Here is a 17,444-nt window from a genome sequence, read left to right on the forward strand (position 1 = left end):
CCACTCCCTAAGGTGCCATCCCGCCGTCGTGAATTACACAGGTGTAACTCCCCTGTTCCGCGCCATTGCTGGGAAGCAGGGTCATGTCCCGGCGGACTGTTGCGGGCGATTTGGAGAATCCCTGAACCTCCTATATTGTTTTTACTCGTTGGAACGCGAGGAAATGCCGGGAACGGCAGGGAATCAAGCCTCCAAAATGCGGACGTAGCTCAGCTGGTAGAGCACCACCTTGCCAAGGTGGATGTCGCGAGTTCGAATCTCGTCGTCCGCTCGCAGGACACTGTCACAGCAAAAGTTCTTCGGAATCGACGCTTACACGGTGGGTTGGCCGAGAGGCGAGGCAGCGGCCTGCAAAGCCGTATACACGGGTTCGAATCCCGTACCCACCTCGGTGAAAACCATGGTTTCCGGTTGTTCCGGATGCAATGGGCGATTGGCGCAGCGGTAGCGCGCTTCCCTGACACGGAAGAGGTCACTGGTTCGATCCCAGTATCGCCCACCAAGCAAGGAAACTTGCTTCATGCAGTACGCCCGGCAATTGCCGGAGCGGACTTCATATGCGGACGTAGCTCAGCTGGTAGAGCACCACCTTGCCAAGGTGGATGTCGCGAGTTCGAATCTCGTCGTCCGCTCTCTTACTTCTAATAATCCCAACAGCCGGCCTTCCGGTTCGGGGCGATTGGCGCAGCGGTAGCGCGCTTCCCTGACACGGAAGAGGTCACTGGTTCGATCCCAGTATCGCCCACATCAAGCAGCTCCCCGGAGCTGCTTTTTTCGTGCCCGGACAGGGCAAGCCCAACCCTGAGAGCACATCCGCTGCTGGCGAACGTCTAAAGCCGCGGATTCCCTTGGCAGGCCATCCCCGCAGGCTTAAGATCGAATGCGGAGGAGCGACCTGGCTCCGCGATTGAAGGGAGGTGCTCGTGGGACTATTTGGCGACTTAAAGGGCAAGGCTCAGGGTCTGATCCACGGCAACGAGCAGGCCATCAAGAACGGCATCAGCAAGGCCGGCGATCTCGTCGATGCCAAGACCGGACGCAAGTACTCCGGCCACATCGACAAGATCCAGCATGGTGCTTCCAAGCTCATTGACAAGAACGGAACGCCGGGCCAGGCACCTGCCGCCGGGCAGGTTCCGCCGGTCCCTCCCGTCAACCCGGTTCCGCCGGCTGACAGGACTCCGTAAAGGTTCAGTCCAGGGCTTGCCCCCAGCGCGTCAACAGGGCGCGGGTCCCGCCGGGAGGCGGCACCCGCGCCTTTTGCGTTTAATCGGCCCGGCAGCGCGTTGTGTACCCGCTTAATCGAAGGTTCGTCCGGCAGTGCCGGTAACCTGCCCGTATGGCGAAGTCCCCCGCACCCGTGAAGGCGCAGCAGTCCCCCGGGCAGCCAAAGCTTGACAGCAGGCCGGCAGTGGCGGGCATTGTGACCGCCCTGGTCGGCTTCACCTCTTCCTTCGCGGTGGTCCTGGCGGGCCTGCAGTCCGTGGGCGCCGACCCCGCGCAGGCGGCCTCGGGCCTGCTCGCACTGACACTCGCGGTGGGGCTCGGTGTGCTGTTCCTTTCCTGGCGGTTCAAAGTTCCGGTGACGCTGGCATGGTCAACTCCCGGCGCTGCCTTGCTGGCAACGTCGGGAACGGCCGACGGCGGGTGGCCGGCCGCCGTGGGAGCCTTCCTGGCCGCCGGGGTACTGATTGCGATGACCGGCCTGGTCCCTGCGCTGGGGCGGTTGATGGCCGGGATTCCGGTGACCCTTGCCCAGGCGATGCTCGCCGGAGTGCTGCTGCAGCTCTGCCTGGCACCATTCAAGGCGCTGGGCAGCGTTCCGCTGTTCGTGGCGCCGGTCATCATCTCCTGGTTGCTGATGATGAAGTTCGCGCCCCGCTGGTCCGTGCCCGCAGCGCTGCTGGTGGCACTGACTGTGATCGGAATATCCCTCGCTGCCGGCGGCACGGCCCTGGACGGGGCCGGATTCCTCCCCGCCCTGGCCTGGACCGTACCGGCCTTCAGCCTCCAGGCGATGGCGGGGATCGCCCTTCCCCTTTTTGTGGTGACCATGGCATCCCAAAACGTTCCCGGCGTGGCCGTGCTTCGTTCCTTCGGCTACGAGACCCCATGGCGCGCGTCCATGTTGGTGACCGGCGCCGGAACAGCACTTGCTGCCCCGCTTGGCGGCCACGCGATCAATCTCGCCGCGCTCAGCGCCGCCCTGGCAGCAGGTGAAGAGGCGGGGCCCGAAAGGAACCGCCGCTGGGTTGCCGGCTTCACGTCCGGGCTTGCCTATCTGGTACTCGCCGGGTTCTCCGCGGCGCTGGTGACGCTGGTAGCAGCAGCGCCGGCAGGCATGCTGGAAGCTGTGGCCGGCCTGGCGCTCCTGGGGACACTGGCTGGCTCAGTTTCGGCCGCCCTGGCGGACCCGGAGGACAGGATCGCCCCAGCCGTCACCTTCCTGATGGCGGCCTCCGGGCTTGCCTTCTTCGGCATCGGCTCCGCGTTCTGGGCCCTGGCGGCCGGGCTGTTGGTCCGTGCGGTCCTGAGGCCACGCGACCCCCGTCCCGGAGCCTGAGGGGAACAGCTGCTAGGACGGTTCGTGGTTCTGGCCTTCACGGGCCAGCGCGGTAAGCCGGGAAACGGCACGGAAGTACTTTTTCATGTAGCCCCCGGTCATCATTTCCTCGGTGAACAACTGGTCGAAGGGGACGCCGCTGGCGAGGATGGGCACGTCCTTGTCATAGAGCCTGTCGGCAAGCACTACGAACCTCAGGGCCACCGCCTGCTCGGTGATGGTCTCAACATTGCGCCACACCACGCCGTCGATCCCATCGATCAGTTGGCGATAGCGGCTGGGGTGCACGCCCGCGAGATGATGGATCAGCGTGGGAAATTCATCCTGGGCCACGGTCTTGCCGTCGAACTCCGCCTTCATGTGGGAAGCGAGCTCACTGTTCTTCAGCGGGGCCGGAGCCGCGGGCAGCCCGCGGTGGCGGAAGTCCTCGCCGTCGATCCTGATGACATCGAACTGGTCCGCGAGCACCTGAATTTCCCGCTGGAAGTCGACTGCGGCAAAGCGTCCGTCGCCAAGCGACCCGGGCAGCGTGTTGGATGTGGCAGCAAGCTTGACGCCGGCGTCGGCCAGTTCGCGCATGAGCCGGGACATCAGGACGGTGTCGCCCGGATCATCCAGTTCAAACTCGTCGATGCACACGAGTTTGTAGCCGCTCAGGGCATCCACGGTCTTGCGGAAGGACAGGGCACCTACGAGGTTGGTGTACTCCACGAAGGTGCCAAAGGCCTTGGGGCCCGGGGCAGCGTGCCACAACGAGGCAAGCAGGTGGGTCTTCCCCACGCCGAAACCGCCGTCCAGGTAGATGCCGGCCCGGCTGTCATCCTTCTTGCCGAACAGCTTCTTGAAGAGCCCCCCGCCGTCACCGGATCCCACGCCCTCCGCGAAACCCTCGAGAGCCCGCCGGGCGTGGGCCTGGCTGGGCTGCCTGGGATCGGGCCGGTAGCTGGCAAAGGAAACCTGGCCGAACCTCGGCGAAGGGTAGAAGCCCTGGAGGAGTTCATCCACCGAAACTGCCGGGGTGCGGGCGGCAAGCTGTTCGATCTGTACCAAGGTGGTCCGTTCTGCTGGTAGGAGGTCCCCAGAAAGGATACCGGCAATATGAAACCGCCCCCGGTTCTGCTGGCCATTCGCTGCCCGGCGTGATGAAGCCAACATTTCGTCCTGTTAACGGAATACGGACAGGGTCGGGGGGCGCTGGCTAGTCTGGGAGCAGGTCCCTATGCCGGTCCCGCGGATACCCGTGCTCTCAATGAAAGGCCAACATCATGCCCTACCCCATTGAACAAAATGAAAAGTTCGCAGCCTACGCGCACCCGGAACGGCTCGTTTCCACCGAGTGGCTGGCCGCGGCAATCGAAAGTGGCGCCGTTGCCAACGGCGACTTGGTGGTTGTCGAATCCGATGAGGACGTACTCCTGTACGAAACCGGCCACGTTCCCGGTGCCGTGAAGATCGACTGGCACACGGACCTGAATGACGAGGTGACCCGCGACTATGTGGACGGGGCCGCGTTTGCCAAGCTCGCGGCGTCGAAGGGAATCTCCCGGGACAGCACCGTGGTGATCTATGGTGACAAGTCCAACTGGTGGGCTGCCTATGCCCTGTGGGTCTTCACGCTCTTCGGCCACCAGGACGTGCGCCTGCTCGACGGCGGCCGGGACAAGTGGATTGCCGAGGGCCGGGAACTGACCAAGGACAGGCCGGCGCCGGCAGCCGGCAACTACCCTGTGGTGGAGCGGGACGACACCCCCATCCGCGCTTTTAAGGAGGACGTCCTGGCGCACCTCGGCACGGGCCCGCTCATCGATGTCCGCTCCCCGGAGGAATACACGGGCCAGCGCACCCACATGCCGGCCTACCCCGAGGAGGGCGCGCTGCGTGGCGGCCACATCCCCACTGCCGCTTCTGTGCCCTGGGCGCGGGCAGCCAACGCCGACGGAACATACAAGAGCCGTGAGGAACTCGAAGCAATTTACCTCGGGGAGGCAGGCCTCACCGCAGGCGACGACGTGGTGGCCTACTGCCGCATCGGCGAGCGTTCCAGCCACACCTGGTTCGCCCTAAAGTATCTGCTGGGCTTCGAATCCGTCCGCAACTACGACGGTTCCTGGACCGAGTGGGGCAACGCCGTGCGTGTTCCCATCGTAAAGGGCGCGGAGCGCGGTTCCTTTCCCGTTTCGGTAGGAGTCTGACGCGGACTGTGTCCCGCGTAAACTTGTACCGATGACTACTCAAGCCTTGCCTTCCGCCCTGGCGGAGATCGTGGACGACTTCCAGGCCCTCAGCGAGCCCGAGCGGCTGCAGCTGCTGCTGGAATTCTCTGAAGGACTGCCGGAGCTGCCGGGGCGGCTCACCGACCATCCCGAGCTGCTCGAGCAGGTGGTGGAGTGCCAGTCGCCGTTGTTCCTTACTATCGAAACGGAAAAAAACGACGACGGCCGGCCGGCTGCGGTGCGCCTCTTCTTCAAAGCCCCGGCCGAGGCACCCACCACGCGGGGTTTCGCCGGTGTGCTGCACGAGGGGCTTGACGGGCTCTCGCCTGAGGAGATCCTGTCCGTTCCGGACGACATGCCTGAACTGCTCGGTCTCACCAGGGCGATCACGCCGCTGCGCATGCGGGGCATGACCGCGATGCTCGGGCGGATCAAGCGCAAGGTGGCCGCGGCCTCCGGCGTCCGCGCCTAACCCGGCACGGGGTGGCACGCAAAAGCACTGCCCAGGGAACCCCGGCCACAGCGGCACTCGCCGCGGCCGGGATTCCCTTTGTGCTGCATCCCTATGCCCACGATCCTGCCGCGGCAAGCTATGGTGCGGAGGCGGCGGAAGTCCTCGGCATCGACCCCGCGCGGGTCTTCAAAACGCTGATGGTGGAGGTCGAAGGCAGGCTGGCGGTGGGTATTGTGCCGGTCAGCGGCAGCCTGGACCTGAAGGCATTTGCCGCAGCGATGGGTGCCAAGAAAGCCGCAATGGCGGACCCTGCCGCAGCACAGCGGCGCACCGGCTACGTGCTCGGCGGGATCTCGCCGCTGGGCCAGCGGCTGCCCTCCCCCACGGTGCTGGATGCGACCGCGCTGGCACTGGAGACGCTGCTGGTCTCCGGCGGCAGGCGCGGGCTGGACGTCGAGCTCGCGCCTGCAGACCTGATCCGCCTCACGGACGCCCTCACGGCACCGATCAGCTCATTGGTTCCGGGCGGCAAGTGAGCCGCCCAGCGCGCCGGGGTTCAGCCTGGGCGCCAGCTGCTGCCGCAGCCATGCTTTGACCCTGCCCTCCCACCGCTCCCGGTCAACATTCCATTCCTTGGTGTGCCGCGCCCGGTGGAAGGGCTCGAAGGTCACCATCTCCGGGTTACGCTCGGCGAGCAGTGCGGAGGGTTCGTACGGCACGTATTCGTCGTCGACGCTGTGCAGGATCAGGGTGGGGGTGCGCAGTTCAACCGCCCGGGACACCCAGTCCATCACCTTCAGGTCCACCGGCGCCGACAAACCCGTGAGCCGCCGCCCCAGGGGGTGGCCCAGCATAAGCTGCCCGTAACGCCCTACCACGGACGGGATGCGGTGGATCTGCGCGTGGTGGGCAAGGACATTGACCCAGTCCGTCACCGGCGCATCGAGCACCATCGCCCGGATCAGGTGGCGGTAGCGGGACAGGTCGGCGGTCTGCAGGCAGATGGCGCCGCCCATCGACCACCCGAACAGCACAACCTCTTCCGCACCTCGGGCCAGGGCATATTCGATGGCTGCTTCAATGTCGCGCCACTCAGTGGTGCCCAGGCCATAACGGCCGTCGTCTGCGGACGGGGCCAGGCCGTCGTTCCGGTAGGAGACCAGGAGGCTGGTAAGCCCGAGTTCGAGAGCCGGACCCACCGCGCGCAGCGCCTCCTGCCGGGTGGCACCGCGTCCATGGACCATCACTGCCCATGTGCGCGCTGTCCCGCCGGCGCGGACCAGCCAGGCCGGAGCCTGCCCGCGCTCCACGTCGATCAGCACGTCCTCGTAGGGAATTCCGACGGCGGCCGGGTCAGGATAGACAGCGCCGCTCCACCATCCACGGCGGGCCGTGGAGAGGTCTCCGGCGTAGACCGCCTCAACCTCCCGGAGCACGGTCCGGTCCGCTGGCGAGTAGGAGACGATCCGGCCGATCCTCGCATGCCCCCTGCCGCCGTCAAAAAAGAATCCGTACACACCGTCCACGGTGGTGTCGTCAGTAGCGGCAAAAATTGCCTGCTGCCGCTGGCCGTCCCTGATCAGGGCAAGAATTTCCTGGTCAGCAGCCCGCTGGCGGGCAGGGGTAATGACCCGCCTGGCGAAATACACGGCGAGCGCAGACGAACCCGTTGCCAGGAGGCCCGCCAGGCCGCCCCCTCCGATGGCCCCGGCCAGCGCCCACTTTGCCTGCAGCGATATCCTGCCGGAATCCGAAGCGGTTGTGGCGGGGGCGGGGCGGGAGCGTTGGAAAGGTGCCATGAGACTATTCTTACCGCCCCGCCACCGAAGCCTGCATTCCGCCGCGGACATCCGGCCCGGTCAAAGGCGTGCGCCGACCCATGCGCTGCGCCGCGCTGCAGGGCTAGGCTAGGCCCATGAGTGAACCCATCGTCATCCTGACCGAAGAGCCCCTGGGGGCGGACGACCGCCGGAACATCGAACGCCTCGTGGACGGGGCAGATACACGGCTGGTGGTGCTGGTGCCCGCCAACACGGAGCGGCACCTGCTGGTGGACTTCCTCGAAAACCTTTCCCTGCTCGACATAGCCAAGGCATTCCGCGACCTGACTGCCCACGCACCGGATCCCAGCCAGGAGCGGGCGCAGGCCGCCGAGACCCTGGCCGTGTCACTGGCGGCACTGGAGGGACTCGGATCCGGGGTTACGGGGGAAGTGGTGGACGGCGGGGCTGTCGACGGGCTGGTGTCCAAGGTCCGTGAGACCGGCGCAACCCAGGCAGTGGTCATTACCCGGCCCCACGCCGTGGCGGACACCTTCCACACGGACTGGGCCAACAAGGCCCAGGACCAGCTGGGCGTACCCGTCCTGCATCTGTACGCAGGATCGGGATTTATCGGTGACTCGTGAGCGTTGAGGACACTATGAGCATCTTCGGAAACAGCATTTTCGGAAACAAGGCCGCCGATACCTCCACCTCGGCTGAGGAAGCAGCGGCCGCTGATTCCTCCCCTGATTCCGCCGCAACGGCTAGGCGTGTTGCGAAAACTGATGAGCAGTGGCGCCAGGAATTGACGCCGGAGGAGTACTACGTGCTCCGCCAGGCGGGAACCGAGCGTCCATACACGGGCGAGTACTGGGACACCCATACTGCCGGTGTCTACCAGTGCCGCGCCTGCGGAATCGAACTTTTCACGAGCCACGAAAAGTTTGATTCCCACTGCGGCTGGCCGTCCTTCTGGGCGCCTTTGGCGGAGGGGAACGTCCGCTACATCCACGACCGCACCCTGGGGATGGACCGGATAGAGGTCCGCTGCGCCGCATGCGACTCCCATCTTGGTCACGTGTTTGAGGGCGAGGGCTACGGGACCCCCACTGACCAGCGTTATTGCATCAATTCCATCTCCATCCGGCTCGTCCCAGCAGAAGAACCGCAGGTCAAAGGCATGCGGCCGGAGGCATGATCCGCCAGCGAAGGACCTGCTCGCGCCTTGCTTCCAAGCACTTAGACCAAGAGTCTCTTAAGCTAAGGACTTCTTGGCATTAGCCCTTCTGGTTGCTTGCTACGCTCCAGGTGAATAGCAAGCAACCAGAAAGGCAGGCGACGATGACCGAAACTTTGATTACCGCAGTGACTGGGATTTCGTCCGAAAACAAGGACTGGATGCGGTTGAAGGCCGCTGCCACCGGGCTTCAGGCCCTCCAGGTCCAGGACGGCTCCATCCCTGACGCAGCAACCCATGCAGAAGCCACTGCCCTCGTCGGGAACATCATCGACGCCATCCGTGCCCTCACCCCCGTCTTCCCGCATGACACCGCCTATCTCGAAGCGGTCTGCGCCGATTTCTCCAGCTGGGCAGGTGCAGGGTTCCCCGCGCCGGATTTCCTGGCATCCCTCCTCGCGTTCCAGCCGCAGGAACAGCGCCACGACGGCCTCCAGCACCTGGTGGTCTTTCCCATGTACACCCAGAATGGCAGCAGCCACCGCCTGGTGGAGGCGGTATTGGTGGAGGTGATCTGGCCCGAGTTCATTGCCGGGCTGGAAGCCGGGGACTATTCCAACAAGCTCTTCGTGCCCATCCGGTTCGTGGACTTCACGGCCGGTTACGACACCAACTCGGCAGTGCTCTTCCCCGAGACAGTGGCAGTCAGCAGGACGCCCACCTTTACCTGGGGTGCGATTTTCGCGGACCGGGAAGCGGCGAGGTTCCGCCGTGTCCTTAAGGCCGCTGCGGAGACCACCTCCCTCGAGCTGCCCGAGGGCGCCGCGGAGATGCTTGCCGGCCAGGACCTGACCGAGGCCACGTTCGTCATGTGGGACCTGATCCATGACCGGACCCACATGCGCGGCGACTTGCCGTTCGATCCGTTCATGATCAAGCAGCGGATGCCGTTTTTCCTCTACTCCCTCGAGGAGCTGCGCTGCGACCTGACCGCCTTCCGCGAATCGGTGCGGATCGAGAAGGATGAGGACGCCGACCCGGAGGCCCGCCGCCACGCGAAGCTTGTGCAGTACGCGATCATCTTTGACCGCATCTTCCGCTTTGCCATCACCGGCAGCCGGGTCCGGAACTACGACGGACTGGGGGGCCAGCTCCTGTTTGCCTGGCTGCACCAGCAGCACGTCCTGCACTGGACCGACACCCGGCTCAGCATCGACTGGGATGAAGTGGCCGGCGCCGTGATCGCATTGGGCGACAAAATCGACGACCTGTACTGGCGCTCCATCGACCGCCCCAAGACGGCCCACTGGCTCGCCGCCTACCAGCTGATCTCTGCAACGGTCACCCCCCACCCGGCCTCCGTGTGGGCCAAGGGTCCGGAGGCGCTGCCGCTCACCGGCCCGCCGCGGGGCCTGACGGACCAGGTGCTCGATGACGAGTTTCCCCTGTCCATGTTCTACGAGGCACTGGAGAAGAAGATGCGCCCGGTCATCGAATCCACGGCGGGCATTACCGGGGCCACAGCGCTGTGAGCCAACACGCCAACGTCCTGGTGACAGGCGGCAGCGGGGCTTCCGGCATCGCCGTGGCCCGCGCCCTTCGGGGCGCGGGCCACCGCGTCTTCACGGTAGGTTCTGATCGCGCCCGGATCCACGCCGCCGCAGAGCAGGCGGGCGACGGCGTTGCGCCCTATGTCTGCGACCTCGCCCGGATGGAGGACGTGCGGCAGTTGCGGGCAACCGTCTCCGGTGCTGCCGGGTCGATGGACGCCGTGATCCACCTGGTGGGCGGCTGGCGGGGCGCCCGGGGCATCACTGACCAGTCCGACGAGGACTGGGACTTCCTCGAGCGCGGGGCCATCACCACGCTCCGCAATGTGTCACGGGTCTTTTACGACGACGTCGCTGCCTCCCCGAAAGGGCGCTTCGCCATAGTGTCCTCCACCGCCGTCGGCAAGCCTTCCGCGGGCATGGCCAGCTACGTCGCCGCGAAGGCCGCTGCCGAGGCGTGGACCATGGCGGTCGCCGACGGGTTCCGGCGGGATGCCGGCGCGAACGGCGGGGGCCCGGCAGCCGCCGTCGTCCTGGTAGTGAAGGCACTGGTGGACGATGAACTGCGCCGGGCACACCCCGAGCGCTCCTTCCCTGGGGCAACGGACGTGGCGGACCTGGCGCGCGCCGTCGCGGAACTCTTCACGGCCCCCGCTGCTGAACTCAACGGCAGGCGGCTGCTGCTGGCGGCCTGACTCCAGGGCCTGACTGTACGGCCGCCTGCCGGCTCCTGACATTACTTAGACTGAAAGCGTGAGCAAAGCCATGACAACCACTGCCGAAACCGCCGCCGGGATCCGCCTTCACGATCCGACCGTGCGCGGGTTCGCCTCGGACAACTACTCCGGCGTCCATCCTGAAGTCCTCGCCGCCCTGGCCGCGGCCAACGACGGCCACCAGGTTTCCTACGGCGAGGACGACTACACCGCCAGGCTCCAGGAACTGCTGGAGGACCATTTCGGGCCTGGCATCGAGAGCTTCCCGGTCTTCAACGGCACCGGCGCCAACGTCCTTTCGCTGCAGTCCCTGCTGCCGCGGTGGGGCGCCGTCGTGTGCGCGTCCACCGCGCACATCAACATGGACGAGAACGGCGCACCCGAACGCATCGGCGGCATTAAGCTCCTGCATGTCGCGACGCCGGACGGCAAGCTCACGCCGGAGCTGATCGACCGCGAGGCATGGGGCTGGGGCGACGAGCACCGCGCCCAGCCGCTCGCCGTCTCCATCACCCAGACCACCGAGCTTGGCACCTGCTACACGCCGGAGGAGGTCCGCGCCATCGCGGAGCACGCCCACGCCAAGGGAATGAAGCTGCACATGGACGGCGCGCGGCTGGCCAACGCAGCAGCCCACCTCCAGGTCCCGCTGCGGGCCTTCACCCGGGACGCCGGGGTGGACATTCTGTCCTTCGGTGGCACCAAGAACGGCCTGCTTTTTGGGGAGGTGGTGGTGGCACTGAACCCGGAGGCCGCACACGGGCTGGTCTACCTCCGCAAGATGAACATGCAGCTGGCATCCAAGATGCGTTTCATGTCCGCACAGTTCATCGCACTCCTCGAGGGCGACCTGTGGCTGCGGTCCGCAGCACACGCAAACGCCATGGCCGCCCGGCTCCGCGCCGCCGTCGACTCCATTGACGGCGTCCATCCCACCCAGAAGACCGAATCCAACGGCGTGTTCGCCATCCTCCCCGAAGGGGTGGCGGACAGGCTTCGGGCATCCTTCCGGTTCTACGACTGGAACGAAGCCATTCGGGAGGTGCGCTGGATGTGCTCCTTCGACACCACAGAAGAGGATGTGGATTCCTTTGTTGCCGCGATCCGCCATGAACTGCAGAGCGGCCGGAACGGGCAGCCTGCCGGACGCCTTGACGGACAGCCCGCGTAGGCAGCGGGCGGCGAGCCTACCCGCCCCGCCCGTTCCGGTTGCGTAGTCTGCCAACGTGAACGCACTTGACCAGGTTCCCCCGGATTTTCTCCACGCCTTGGGAACCCTCAGGAAAGCCCAGTGCCGCCGGGAACTCCGCCTGGCGGAGATCCCGGCGCCGGCCCGGCTTGCACCCTTCGCCGTGGCGTTGGGCGCCGAGGTCTTTGCACCCGGCGCCAACAGCCCCGCCACGCCCCTGCACGGCCCCGCCGCCATGGCTTTGGCTGCAGCTTCCGGGACGGAAGACGACGGCGGGACGGAACTGGCAACGGGACGTTTCATTCTCCTCCACGATCCTGAGGGCTCCGAGGTCTGGGACGGCGAGTTCCGCATTGTCACCTACATCCGTGCCGAGCTGGAACCGGAGATGGGCAACGACGAAATGCTGGGAACAGTCGCGTGGACCTGGCTTGTGGAGGCGCTGGAGAACCACAAGGCTCCCTACCGGGCGGCCGGCGGCACTGCCACCCGGGTCCTGTCGGAGAGTTTCGGTACCCTGGCGGAACGGCCCGGCTCCATCGACATCGAACTCCGTGCCTCCTGGACTCCGGCAACGCCGGACGTTCAGGCCCACCTGGAAGCCTGGTCCGACATGGTTTGCACCTTCGCCGGCCTGCCGCCCCTTCCGGACGGCGTGACCCCGCTGCCACACCGGCGGAACTGACACCGGTTGTGCCATGCAAACAGGAACCCCGGCATTGACGTCCGGCGGGAACCGGCCGGCCGGTAAACTTGAGGCACCATGACCGCTAACATTCCGGAAAACACCACGGCCGGCGTCCCGGCTGCTGACACCGCACCCCACATCACGGTGGAGGGCTTTGACAGCCCCATCCCCGAAATCGTTGAACTCGCGGCGCCCCGGGACGGCGTTCCGCTGGTCATTGAAACGCAATCCGCCCTTGAGCGGTGTGCCGCCGCCATTGCAGCGGGAACCGGTCCCGCCGGAGTGGACGCTGAACGGGCCTCCGGCTTCCGGTACGGGCAGCGGGCCTTCCTGGTCCAGATCCGGCGCGAGGGTGCCGGGACCTGGCTGATCGACCCCGAGCCCTTCGAGAACCTGGACATCATCAACGACGCCCTCCGCGGTGTTGAGTGGATCCTGCACGCCGCAAGCCAGGACCTTCCCTGCCTTTCGGAACTCGGGATGTGGCCGGACAAGCTCTTCGACACCGAACTCGCCGCGCGGCTCGCCGGGCTCCCCCGCGTAGGCCTCGCCGCCGTCATTGAACAGCTCCTCGGCTTTGGACTCGCCAAAGAGCATTCGGCAGCGGACTGGTCCACCCGGCCGCTGCCCGAACCATGGCTGCGCTACGCCGCGCTGGACGTCGAGGTCCTGACCGAGCTGCGCGAAGAACTGATAGAGCTCCTGCAGGCGGACGGGAAGCTTGAGTACGCCGAGCAGGAGTTCGCGGCCATCCTTGACGCCGGCATCGCCCCGCCCCGGGTGGACCCGTGGCGGAAAACCTCAGGCCTGCACCAGATCCGTGACCGGCGGCAGCTCGCAGCCGTCCGGGAGCTGTGGCTGGAGCGGGACTCCCTGGCGCAAAAGCGGGATGTGGCTCCCGGGCGGCTGATTCCGGACTCCGCGCTGGTGGCAGCAGCCAAGGCAATGCCGTCCACCGTGCCGCAGTTGCTGGGAACCAAGGGCTTCCACGGCCGTGCTGCCCAACGTGAAGCACCCCGCTGGCTGCGCTGCATTGCAGCCGCCCGGGATCTGGAAGACCTCCCCCCGCTGCACCTGCCCACCAACGCGCCGCCTCCGCCCCGTGTCTGGGCCGACCGCGACCCGGAGGCCGCCGCACGGCTGGCCACGGCCCGGCCCCTCCTGCAGGCAAAGTCGGACGTGTTGAACCTGCCCCTGGAGAACCTGCTGACCCCGGATTATCTCCGCCGCGTGGCGTGGCGGCCACCGTCGGAGATCACTGAGGCAACGGTTGCCGCCGAACTGCGCGCTTTGGGGGCACGCGAGTGGCAGGTGGAGTTGGCGGCTCCCCTGATCACCGAAGCGTTCCTGGATCCGCAGCCCCTCCCGCCAAAGGAGCCAAAGCCGGACCCGGCCGCAGCCGGCCGCCAGGGGTAACCCCCTGCGCCCCGGCTCTTCCGTGACACCTGGTTCCCGCCCCAATTCCGAAACGCTCTCTCACTCGATGCGCGAAAATTGGCAACGCTTTTTCACTTTCCCAGGAGAGTGAGAGAGCGTTGGCCAAAAATGGGCATTAAGTGAGAGAGGGTGTCTTCGGTCCAGGGCCTTGCAGGCTATGTTACTCACGAGTAACATCGGAGGTATTGCCGCCGTCCCGCTGCCGCGCTGCGGCCTGCCGCCGGCGCTACATCTCGATGAGGAGTTATACGTGAGCCACCAGGAAAGCGGCGCAGCCTCGCGCACTGTCCGGGACGTCGTCTTTGTGGACGGCGTCCGCACACCGTTCGGCAGGGCAGGGGACAAAGGCATCTATGCCGGCACCCGTGCTGACGATCTCATAGTGAAATGCATCCGGGCGCTGCTCCGCCGGAACCCCTCCCTGCCACCGGAACGGATCGACGAAGTGGCGATCGCAGCCACCACCCAAACCGGCGACCAGGGCCTCACCCTGGGACGAACGGCCGCCCTGCTGGCCGGGCTGCCGAAGACTGTTCCCGGCTTTGCTATCGACCGGATGTGCGCGGGCGCAATGACCGCCGTTACCGCTGCTGCAGGCGGCATCAGCTTTGGCGCTTATGACGTGGTGCTGGCCGGCGGTATGGAACACATGGGCAACCACCCGATGGGCTCCGGAGCCGATCCCAATCCGCGCTTCATGTCCGAGCGGCTGGTGGACCCGGCTGCACTAAACATGGGAAATACGGCGGAGAACCTCCACGACCGCTTTCCGTCCATTACCAAGGAACGTACGGACGCGTATGCCGTGGCCTCCCAGGCCAAATTCGACGCCGCTCGCCGCGAAGGCAGGATCCAGCCGGACCTGGTGCCGATGGCAGCGCTGAAGCCCGGCCAGGGCTGGACGCTCAGCACCGTTGACGAGCCGCCCCGCCCCGGGACCACCATGTCCGACCTTGCCGGGCTCCGCACTCCCTTCCGCGCCCACGGCAGGGTCACGGCAGGAAACGCTGCGGGCCTGAATGACGGCGCCACCGCGGCCCTCCTCGCCTCCTCCGACACTGCCGTCGAACTTGGGCTGCCGGTCAGGATGCGCCTGGTGGCCTACGCCTACGCCGGCGTTGAGCCTGAGGTCATGGGCATCGGTCCTGTGCCCTCCACCGAGAAGGCCCTGAAGCAGGCCGGGCTCAGCATCGGGGACATCGGCCTGTTCGAGATCAACGAGGCTTTTGCCGTCCAGGTACTCAGCTTCCTGGAGCATTTCGGCATTGCCGACGACGACCCGCGGGTCAACCGCTACGGCGGCGCCATCGCCGTGGGGCATCCCCTGGCCTCCTCCGGAGTGCGGCTGATGATGCAGCTGGCCCGGCAGTTCGAAGAGGACCACACCGTGCGGTACGGCATCACCACCATGTGCGTCGGCCTTGGCATGGGTGCCACCGTGATCTGGGAGAACCCGCACCACGCCGACTACAGCGGAGTCCGGCCGCAGGGTTCCGCCGCTACCGAAACCACCTCCGAAGGAGCCGCATGAGCGCCGCCGACTTCACTAAGCTTGCCAACCTGTTCCCGGACGAAACCGTTACCCACTCCTACGTCCAGGACATCGAACTGCCGGCTCCGGCCGGGAAACCCAGTCCCGGGAGGTTCGCCCTCATCACCCTGGACAACGGGCTGGACCACTCCAGGCCCACAACCCTGGGACCCAACACCCTCGTGGAACTGGGCACTGTGCTGGAGCGCCTGCGGGAGCGCGCCGCCCGGGGTGCAATAGTCGGCGTCGGAGTCACCGGCAAGCCGTATTACCTTGTGGCCGGTGCTGATCTTTCCGCCGTCAAGAACCTGGAAAAGCGCGAGCACGGCCTGTGGATGGCACAGTTGGGCCACGATGTGTACGGCACGCTGGCAAATCTCGGCGTCCCCAGCTTCGCCTTCATCAACGGGGCAGCCCTGGGCGGCGGCCTTGAAGTCGCGCTGCAGTCCACCTACCGCACTGTGTCCACGGGGGCCGGAGCGCTGGCGCTGCCCGAAGCGTTCCTGGGCCTGGTGCCAGGCTGGGGCGGCGTCTACCTCCTGCCGCGCCTGATAGGCCCAGAGAATGCCGTGAAGGTGATGATCGAAAATCCGCTCAGCAACAACCGGACCCTGACCGGACCCCAGGCCTTCAGCCTCGGCATCGCCGACGCCCTGTTCGAGCCCGCGGACTTCCTCGAGCAGTCCCTGGCGTGGGCTGCGGAAGTCATCTCCGGTGAGGTTACTCCGGAACGCGACAGCGCCGTCGACCCCGCCGACCCGGAAACGGCGGAAAAGTGGGCCGCCGCGGTGGCGGCAGGACGGGACTTCGTGGAGGCCAAGACGTCCAATGCGGCTCCCGCTCCGGGCAAGGTCCTGGACATCATGGCGGCGAACCGCACCATGACGCAGGCCGAATGTGCGGCGCTGGAGTGCGAAACGCTTGCGGAACTGATGCAGTCCGACGAGTTCCGCGCCACCGTCTACGCCTTCCTGGACCTCGTGCAGAAGCGTTCCAAGCGTCCGGAAGGAGCCCCGGACCGAAAGCTCGCCCGGCCGGTTACCAAGGTGGGCGTGGTGGGCGCCGGCCTGATGGCAAGCCAGCTCGCACTGCTGTTTGCCCGCCAGCTCAAGGTCCCCGTGGTAATGACGGACATTGACCAGGCCCGGGTGGACAAGGGAGTGGGCTACGTCCACGCCGAAGTGGACAAGCTCCTGGGCAGGAAGAAGATCAGCCAGGACGCAGCCAACCGGATGAAGGCGCTGGTGACGGGTTCGGTGTCGAAGGACGTTTTCGCGGATGCGGACTTCGTCATCGAGGCCGTCTTTGAGGAGCTCAACGTTAAGAAACAGGTTCTTGCGCACCTGGAGGCAATCGTCACGCCTGACTGCATCCTGGCCACCAACACGTCCTCGTTGTCCGTCACTGCCATGGCTGAGGACCTGCAGCACCCGGAACGCGTGGTGGGCTTCCACTTCTTCAACCCGGTAGCCGTCATGCCGCTGCTGGAAATTGTCCGCGCCCCCAAAACGGATGACGCCGTACTGGCTACCGCCTTTGAACTTGCCAAGGGCCTGAAGAAGACGGCGGTGCTGGTCAAGGACGCGGCAGCCTTCGTGGTCAACCGGATTCTGCTGCGGCTGATGGGCGAGGTCACGGCTGCCTTTGATGAAGGGACCCCGGCGGAGGTTGCTGACAACGCGCTCCGCCCCATGGGCCTGCCGATGACCCCCTTCACGCTGGGCGCGATGGTGGGGCTGCCGGTGGCCCAGCATGTCCAGGAGTCACTCCACGCGGCTTTCGGGGAGCGGTTCAGGGTATCCGCCAACCTCCAGAAGCTCATTGACAACGGTGTGAAGGGCCTGTGGGTGACCGCCCCGGACGGGTCGAAGGAGATTCCGCAGTCGACACTCGCCCTGATGTCCTTCGGCACCTCCCCCTCCACCTCGGAGCAGGTGCTGCAGCGAACCCAGGACGCGCTCGCGGAGGAGATCGGCCTGATGCTCGCAGAGGGCGTGGTGGCCGGGCCGGAGGACGTCGATCTCTGCATGATTCTTGGGGCCGGCTGGCCCATGTTCCTGGGCGGCATCACCCCGTACCTTGACCGGGTGGGCGCCTCTGAACGTGTCAACGGCCGGCGGTTCCTGCCGCCCGGGGTGGCGTCCCGTCCGGCCTGAACGCCAT

At 66.2% G+C, this 17,444-nt stretch carries 16 protein-coding genes and 5 tRNA genes; 19 read left to right on the forward strand and 2 right to left on the reverse strand.

Annotation, left to right across the window (positions count from 1 at the left end; translation table 11 throughout):
* The first annotated feature begins 198 nt into the window (after positions 1–198).
* The 7 genes from FDW84_RS14265 to FDW84_RS14295 all read left to right on the forward strand — a co-directional run bounded on the left by FDW84_RS14265 (position 199) and on the right by FDW84_RS14295 (position 2,563).
* Positions 199–271, forward strand: a tRNA-Gly gene (locus FDW84_RS14265).
* 47 nt (positions 272–318) lie between these two features.
* Positions 319–389: transfer RNA gene (locus tag FDW84_RS14270), tRNA-Cys, on the forward strand.
* Positions 390–427: 38 nt separating this feature from the next.
* Positions 428–502: transfer RNA gene (locus tag FDW84_RS14275), tRNA-Val, on the forward strand.
* A gap of 57 nt (positions 503–559) precedes the next feature.
* Positions 560–632: transfer RNA gene (locus FDW84_RS14280), tRNA-Gly, on the forward strand.
* Between the two features lie 41 nt (positions 633–673).
* A tRNA-Val gene (locus FDW84_RS14285) sits at positions 674–745 on the forward strand.
* Positions 746–923: 178 nt separating this feature from the next.
* Entirely contained in the window at positions 924–1,187 is a 264-nt protein-coding gene (locus tag FDW84_RS14290; RefSeq protein ID WP_138610186.1) for an antitoxin, read from the forward strand.
* Between the two features lie 152 nt (positions 1,188–1,339).
* The gene (locus tag FDW84_RS14295) at positions 1,340–2,563 is read left to right on the forward strand and encodes a benzoate/H(+) symporter BenE family transporter (protein WP_138610187.1); all 1,224 of its coding nucleotides are present in this window, start codon (positions 1,340–1,342) and stop codon (positions 2,561–2,563) included.
* Positions 2,564–2,575: 12 nt separating this feature from the next.
* On the opposite strand, the gene zapE is transcribed toward FDW84_RS14295, so the two are convergent.
* The gene (gene zapE, locus FDW84_RS14300; protein WP_138610188.1) at positions 2,576–3,613 is read right to left on the reverse strand and encodes a cell division protein ZapE; all 1,038 of its coding nucleotides are present in this window, start codon (positions 3,611–3,613) and stop codon (positions 2,576–2,578) included.
* Between the two features lie 215 nt (positions 3,614–3,828).
* Between zapE and FDW84_RS14305 the strand changes: the two genes are divergently transcribed.
* Genes FDW84_RS14305 through ybaK form a run of 3 tightly spaced genes read left to right on the forward strand, consistent with a single transcriptional unit; the run spans position 3,829 to position 5,766 of the window.
* The gene (locus tag FDW84_RS14305) at positions 3,829–4,755 is read left to right on the forward strand and encodes a sulfurtransferase (RefSeq protein WP_138610189.1); all 927 of its coding nucleotides are present in this window, start codon (positions 3,829–3,831) and stop codon (positions 4,753–4,755) included.
* A gap of 31 nt (positions 4,756–4,786) precedes the next feature.
* The gene (locus tag FDW84_RS14310) at positions 4,787–5,248 is read left to right on the forward strand and encodes a SufE family protein (RefSeq protein ID WP_138610190.1); all 462 of its coding nucleotides are present in this window, start codon (positions 4,787–4,789) and stop codon (positions 5,246–5,248) included.
* 11 nt (positions 5,249–5,259) lie between these two features.
* The gene (gene ybaK, locus FDW84_RS14315) at positions 5,260–5,766 is read left to right on the forward strand and encodes a Cys-tRNA(Pro) deacylase (RefSeq protein WP_138610191.1); all 507 of its coding nucleotides are present in this window, start codon (positions 5,260–5,262) and stop codon (positions 5,764–5,766) included.
* Here the strand turns inward: ybaK and FDW84_RS14320 are convergent.
* Positions 5,743–7,029, reverse strand: a complete 1,287-nt coding sequence (locus FDW84_RS14320; protein WP_138610192.1) for an alpha/beta hydrolase family protein — start codon at positions 7,027–7,029, stop codon at positions 5,743–5,745. The two genes, ybaK and FDW84_RS14320, sit on opposite strands and share 24 nt — an antisense overlap.
* A gap of 116 nt (positions 7,030–7,145) precedes the next feature.
* Here FDW84_RS14320 and FDW84_RS14325 point away from each other — a divergent pair, with 116 nt between their 5' ends.
* From FDW84_RS14325 to FDW84_RS14365, 9 genes are all read left to right on the forward strand, one after another.
* A complete protein-coding gene (locus FDW84_RS14325; RefSeq protein ID WP_138610193.1) occupies positions 7,146–7,637 on the forward strand; it encodes a hypothetical protein in 492 nt (163 codons plus the stop codon).
* A gap of 14 nt (positions 7,638–7,651) precedes the next feature.
* On the forward strand, positions 7,652–8,191 hold the full coding sequence (gene msrB, locus FDW84_RS14330; RefSeq protein ID WP_171046789.1) for a peptide-methionine (R)-S-oxide reductase MsrB: 540 nt from the start codon (positions 7,652–7,654) through the stop codon (positions 8,189–8,191).
* Positions 8,192–8,334: 143 nt separating this feature from the next.
* Positions 8,335–9,702 (forward strand): DUF6421 family protein, encoded by a 1,368-nt coding sequence (locus tag FDW84_RS14335; protein WP_138610194.1) that lies wholly within the window; start codon positions 8,335–8,337, stop codon positions 9,700–9,702.
* Positions 9,699–10,415 (forward strand): SDR family oxidoreductase, encoded by a 717-nt coding sequence (locus FDW84_RS14340; protein ID WP_138610195.1) that lies wholly within the window; start codon positions 9,699–9,701, stop codon positions 10,413–10,415. Before FDW84_RS14335 ends, FDW84_RS14340 begins: the two co-directional genes overlap by 4 nt.
* A gap of 70 nt (positions 10,416–10,485) precedes the next feature.
* Positions 10,486–11,607, forward strand: coding sequence for a threonine aldolase family protein (locus tag FDW84_RS14345; protein ID WP_138610242.1), 1,122 nt, complete (start codon positions 10,486–10,488; stop codon positions 11,605–11,607).
* A 55-nt stretch (positions 11,608–11,662) separates the two neighbouring features.
* The gene (locus FDW84_RS14350; protein WP_138610196.1) at positions 11,663–12,310 is read left to right on the forward strand and encodes a DUF3000 domain-containing protein; all 648 of its coding nucleotides are present in this window, start codon (positions 11,663–11,665) and stop codon (positions 12,308–12,310) included.
* 78 nt (positions 12,311–12,388) lie between these two features.
* Positions 12,389–13,729, forward strand: coding sequence for an HRDC domain-containing protein (locus FDW84_RS14355; RefSeq protein WP_138610197.1), 1,341 nt, complete (start codon positions 12,389–12,391; stop codon positions 13,727–13,729).
* Positions 13,730–14,000: 271 nt separating this feature from the next.
* Positions 14,001–15,281, forward strand: a complete 1,281-nt coding sequence (locus FDW84_RS14360) for a thiolase family protein (RefSeq protein ID WP_240721526.1) — start codon at positions 14,001–14,003, stop codon at positions 15,279–15,281.
* Positions 15,278–17,437 (forward strand): 3-hydroxyacyl-CoA dehydrogenase NAD-binding domain-containing protein, encoded by a 2,160-nt coding sequence (locus FDW84_RS14365; protein WP_138610199.1) that lies wholly within the window; start codon positions 15,278–15,280, stop codon positions 17,435–17,437. The genes FDW84_RS14360 and FDW84_RS14365 overlap by 4 nt, the downstream gene beginning before the upstream one ends.
* Positions 17,438–17,444 lie beyond the last annotated feature (7 nt).

The organism is Pseudarthrobacter sp. NamE5 (assembly GCF_005796225.1).
Taxonomy (GTDB): Bacteria; Actinomycetota; Actinomycetes; order Actinomycetales; family Micrococcaceae; genus Arthrobacter.

What these genes read in the sequence shown, in the direction of transcription:
- FDW84_RS14325 (WP_138610193.1), top strand. Translation starts at nt 7,146, where the DNA reads ATGAGTGAACCCATCGTCATCCTGACCGAAGAGCCCCTGGGGGCGGAC.
- FDW84_RS14345 (WP_138610242.1), top strand. Translation starts at nt 10,486, where the DNA reads ATGACAACCACTGCCGAAACCGCCGCCGGGATCCGCCTTCACGATCCG.
- FDW84_RS14365 (WP_138610199.1), top strand. Translation starts at nt 15,278, where the DNA reads ATGAGCGCCGCCGACTTCACTAAGCTTGCCAACCTGTTCCCGGACGAA.
- FDW84_RS14295 (WP_138610187.1), top strand. Translation starts at nt 1,340, where the DNA reads ATGGCGAAGTCCCCCGCACCCGTGAAGGCGCAGCAGTCCCCCGGGCAG.
- msrB (WP_171046789.1), top strand. Translation starts at nt 7,652, where the DNA reads ATGAGCATCTTCGGAAACAGCATTTTCGGAAACAAGGCCGCCGATACC.
- FDW84_RS14305 (WP_138610189.1), top strand. Translation starts at nt 3,829, where the DNA reads ATGCCCTACCCCATTGAACAAAATGAAAAGTTCGCAGCCTACGCGCAC.
- FDW84_RS14310 (WP_138610190.1), top strand. Translation starts at nt 4,787, where the DNA reads ATGACTACTCAAGCCTTGCCTTCCGCCCTGGCGGAGATCGTGGACGAC.
- FDW84_RS14355 (WP_138610197.1), top strand. Translation starts at nt 12,389, where the DNA reads ATGACCGCTAACATTCCGGAAAACACCACGGCCGGCGTCCCGGCTGCT.
- FDW84_RS14335 (WP_138610194.1), top strand. Translation starts at nt 8,335, where the DNA reads ATGACCGAAACTTTGATTACCGCAGTGACTGGGATTTCGTCCGAAAAC.
- FDW84_RS14320 (WP_138610192.1), bottom strand. Translation starts at nt 7,029, where the DNA reads ATGGCACCTTTCCAACGCTCCCGCCCCGCCCCCGCCACAACCGCTTCG.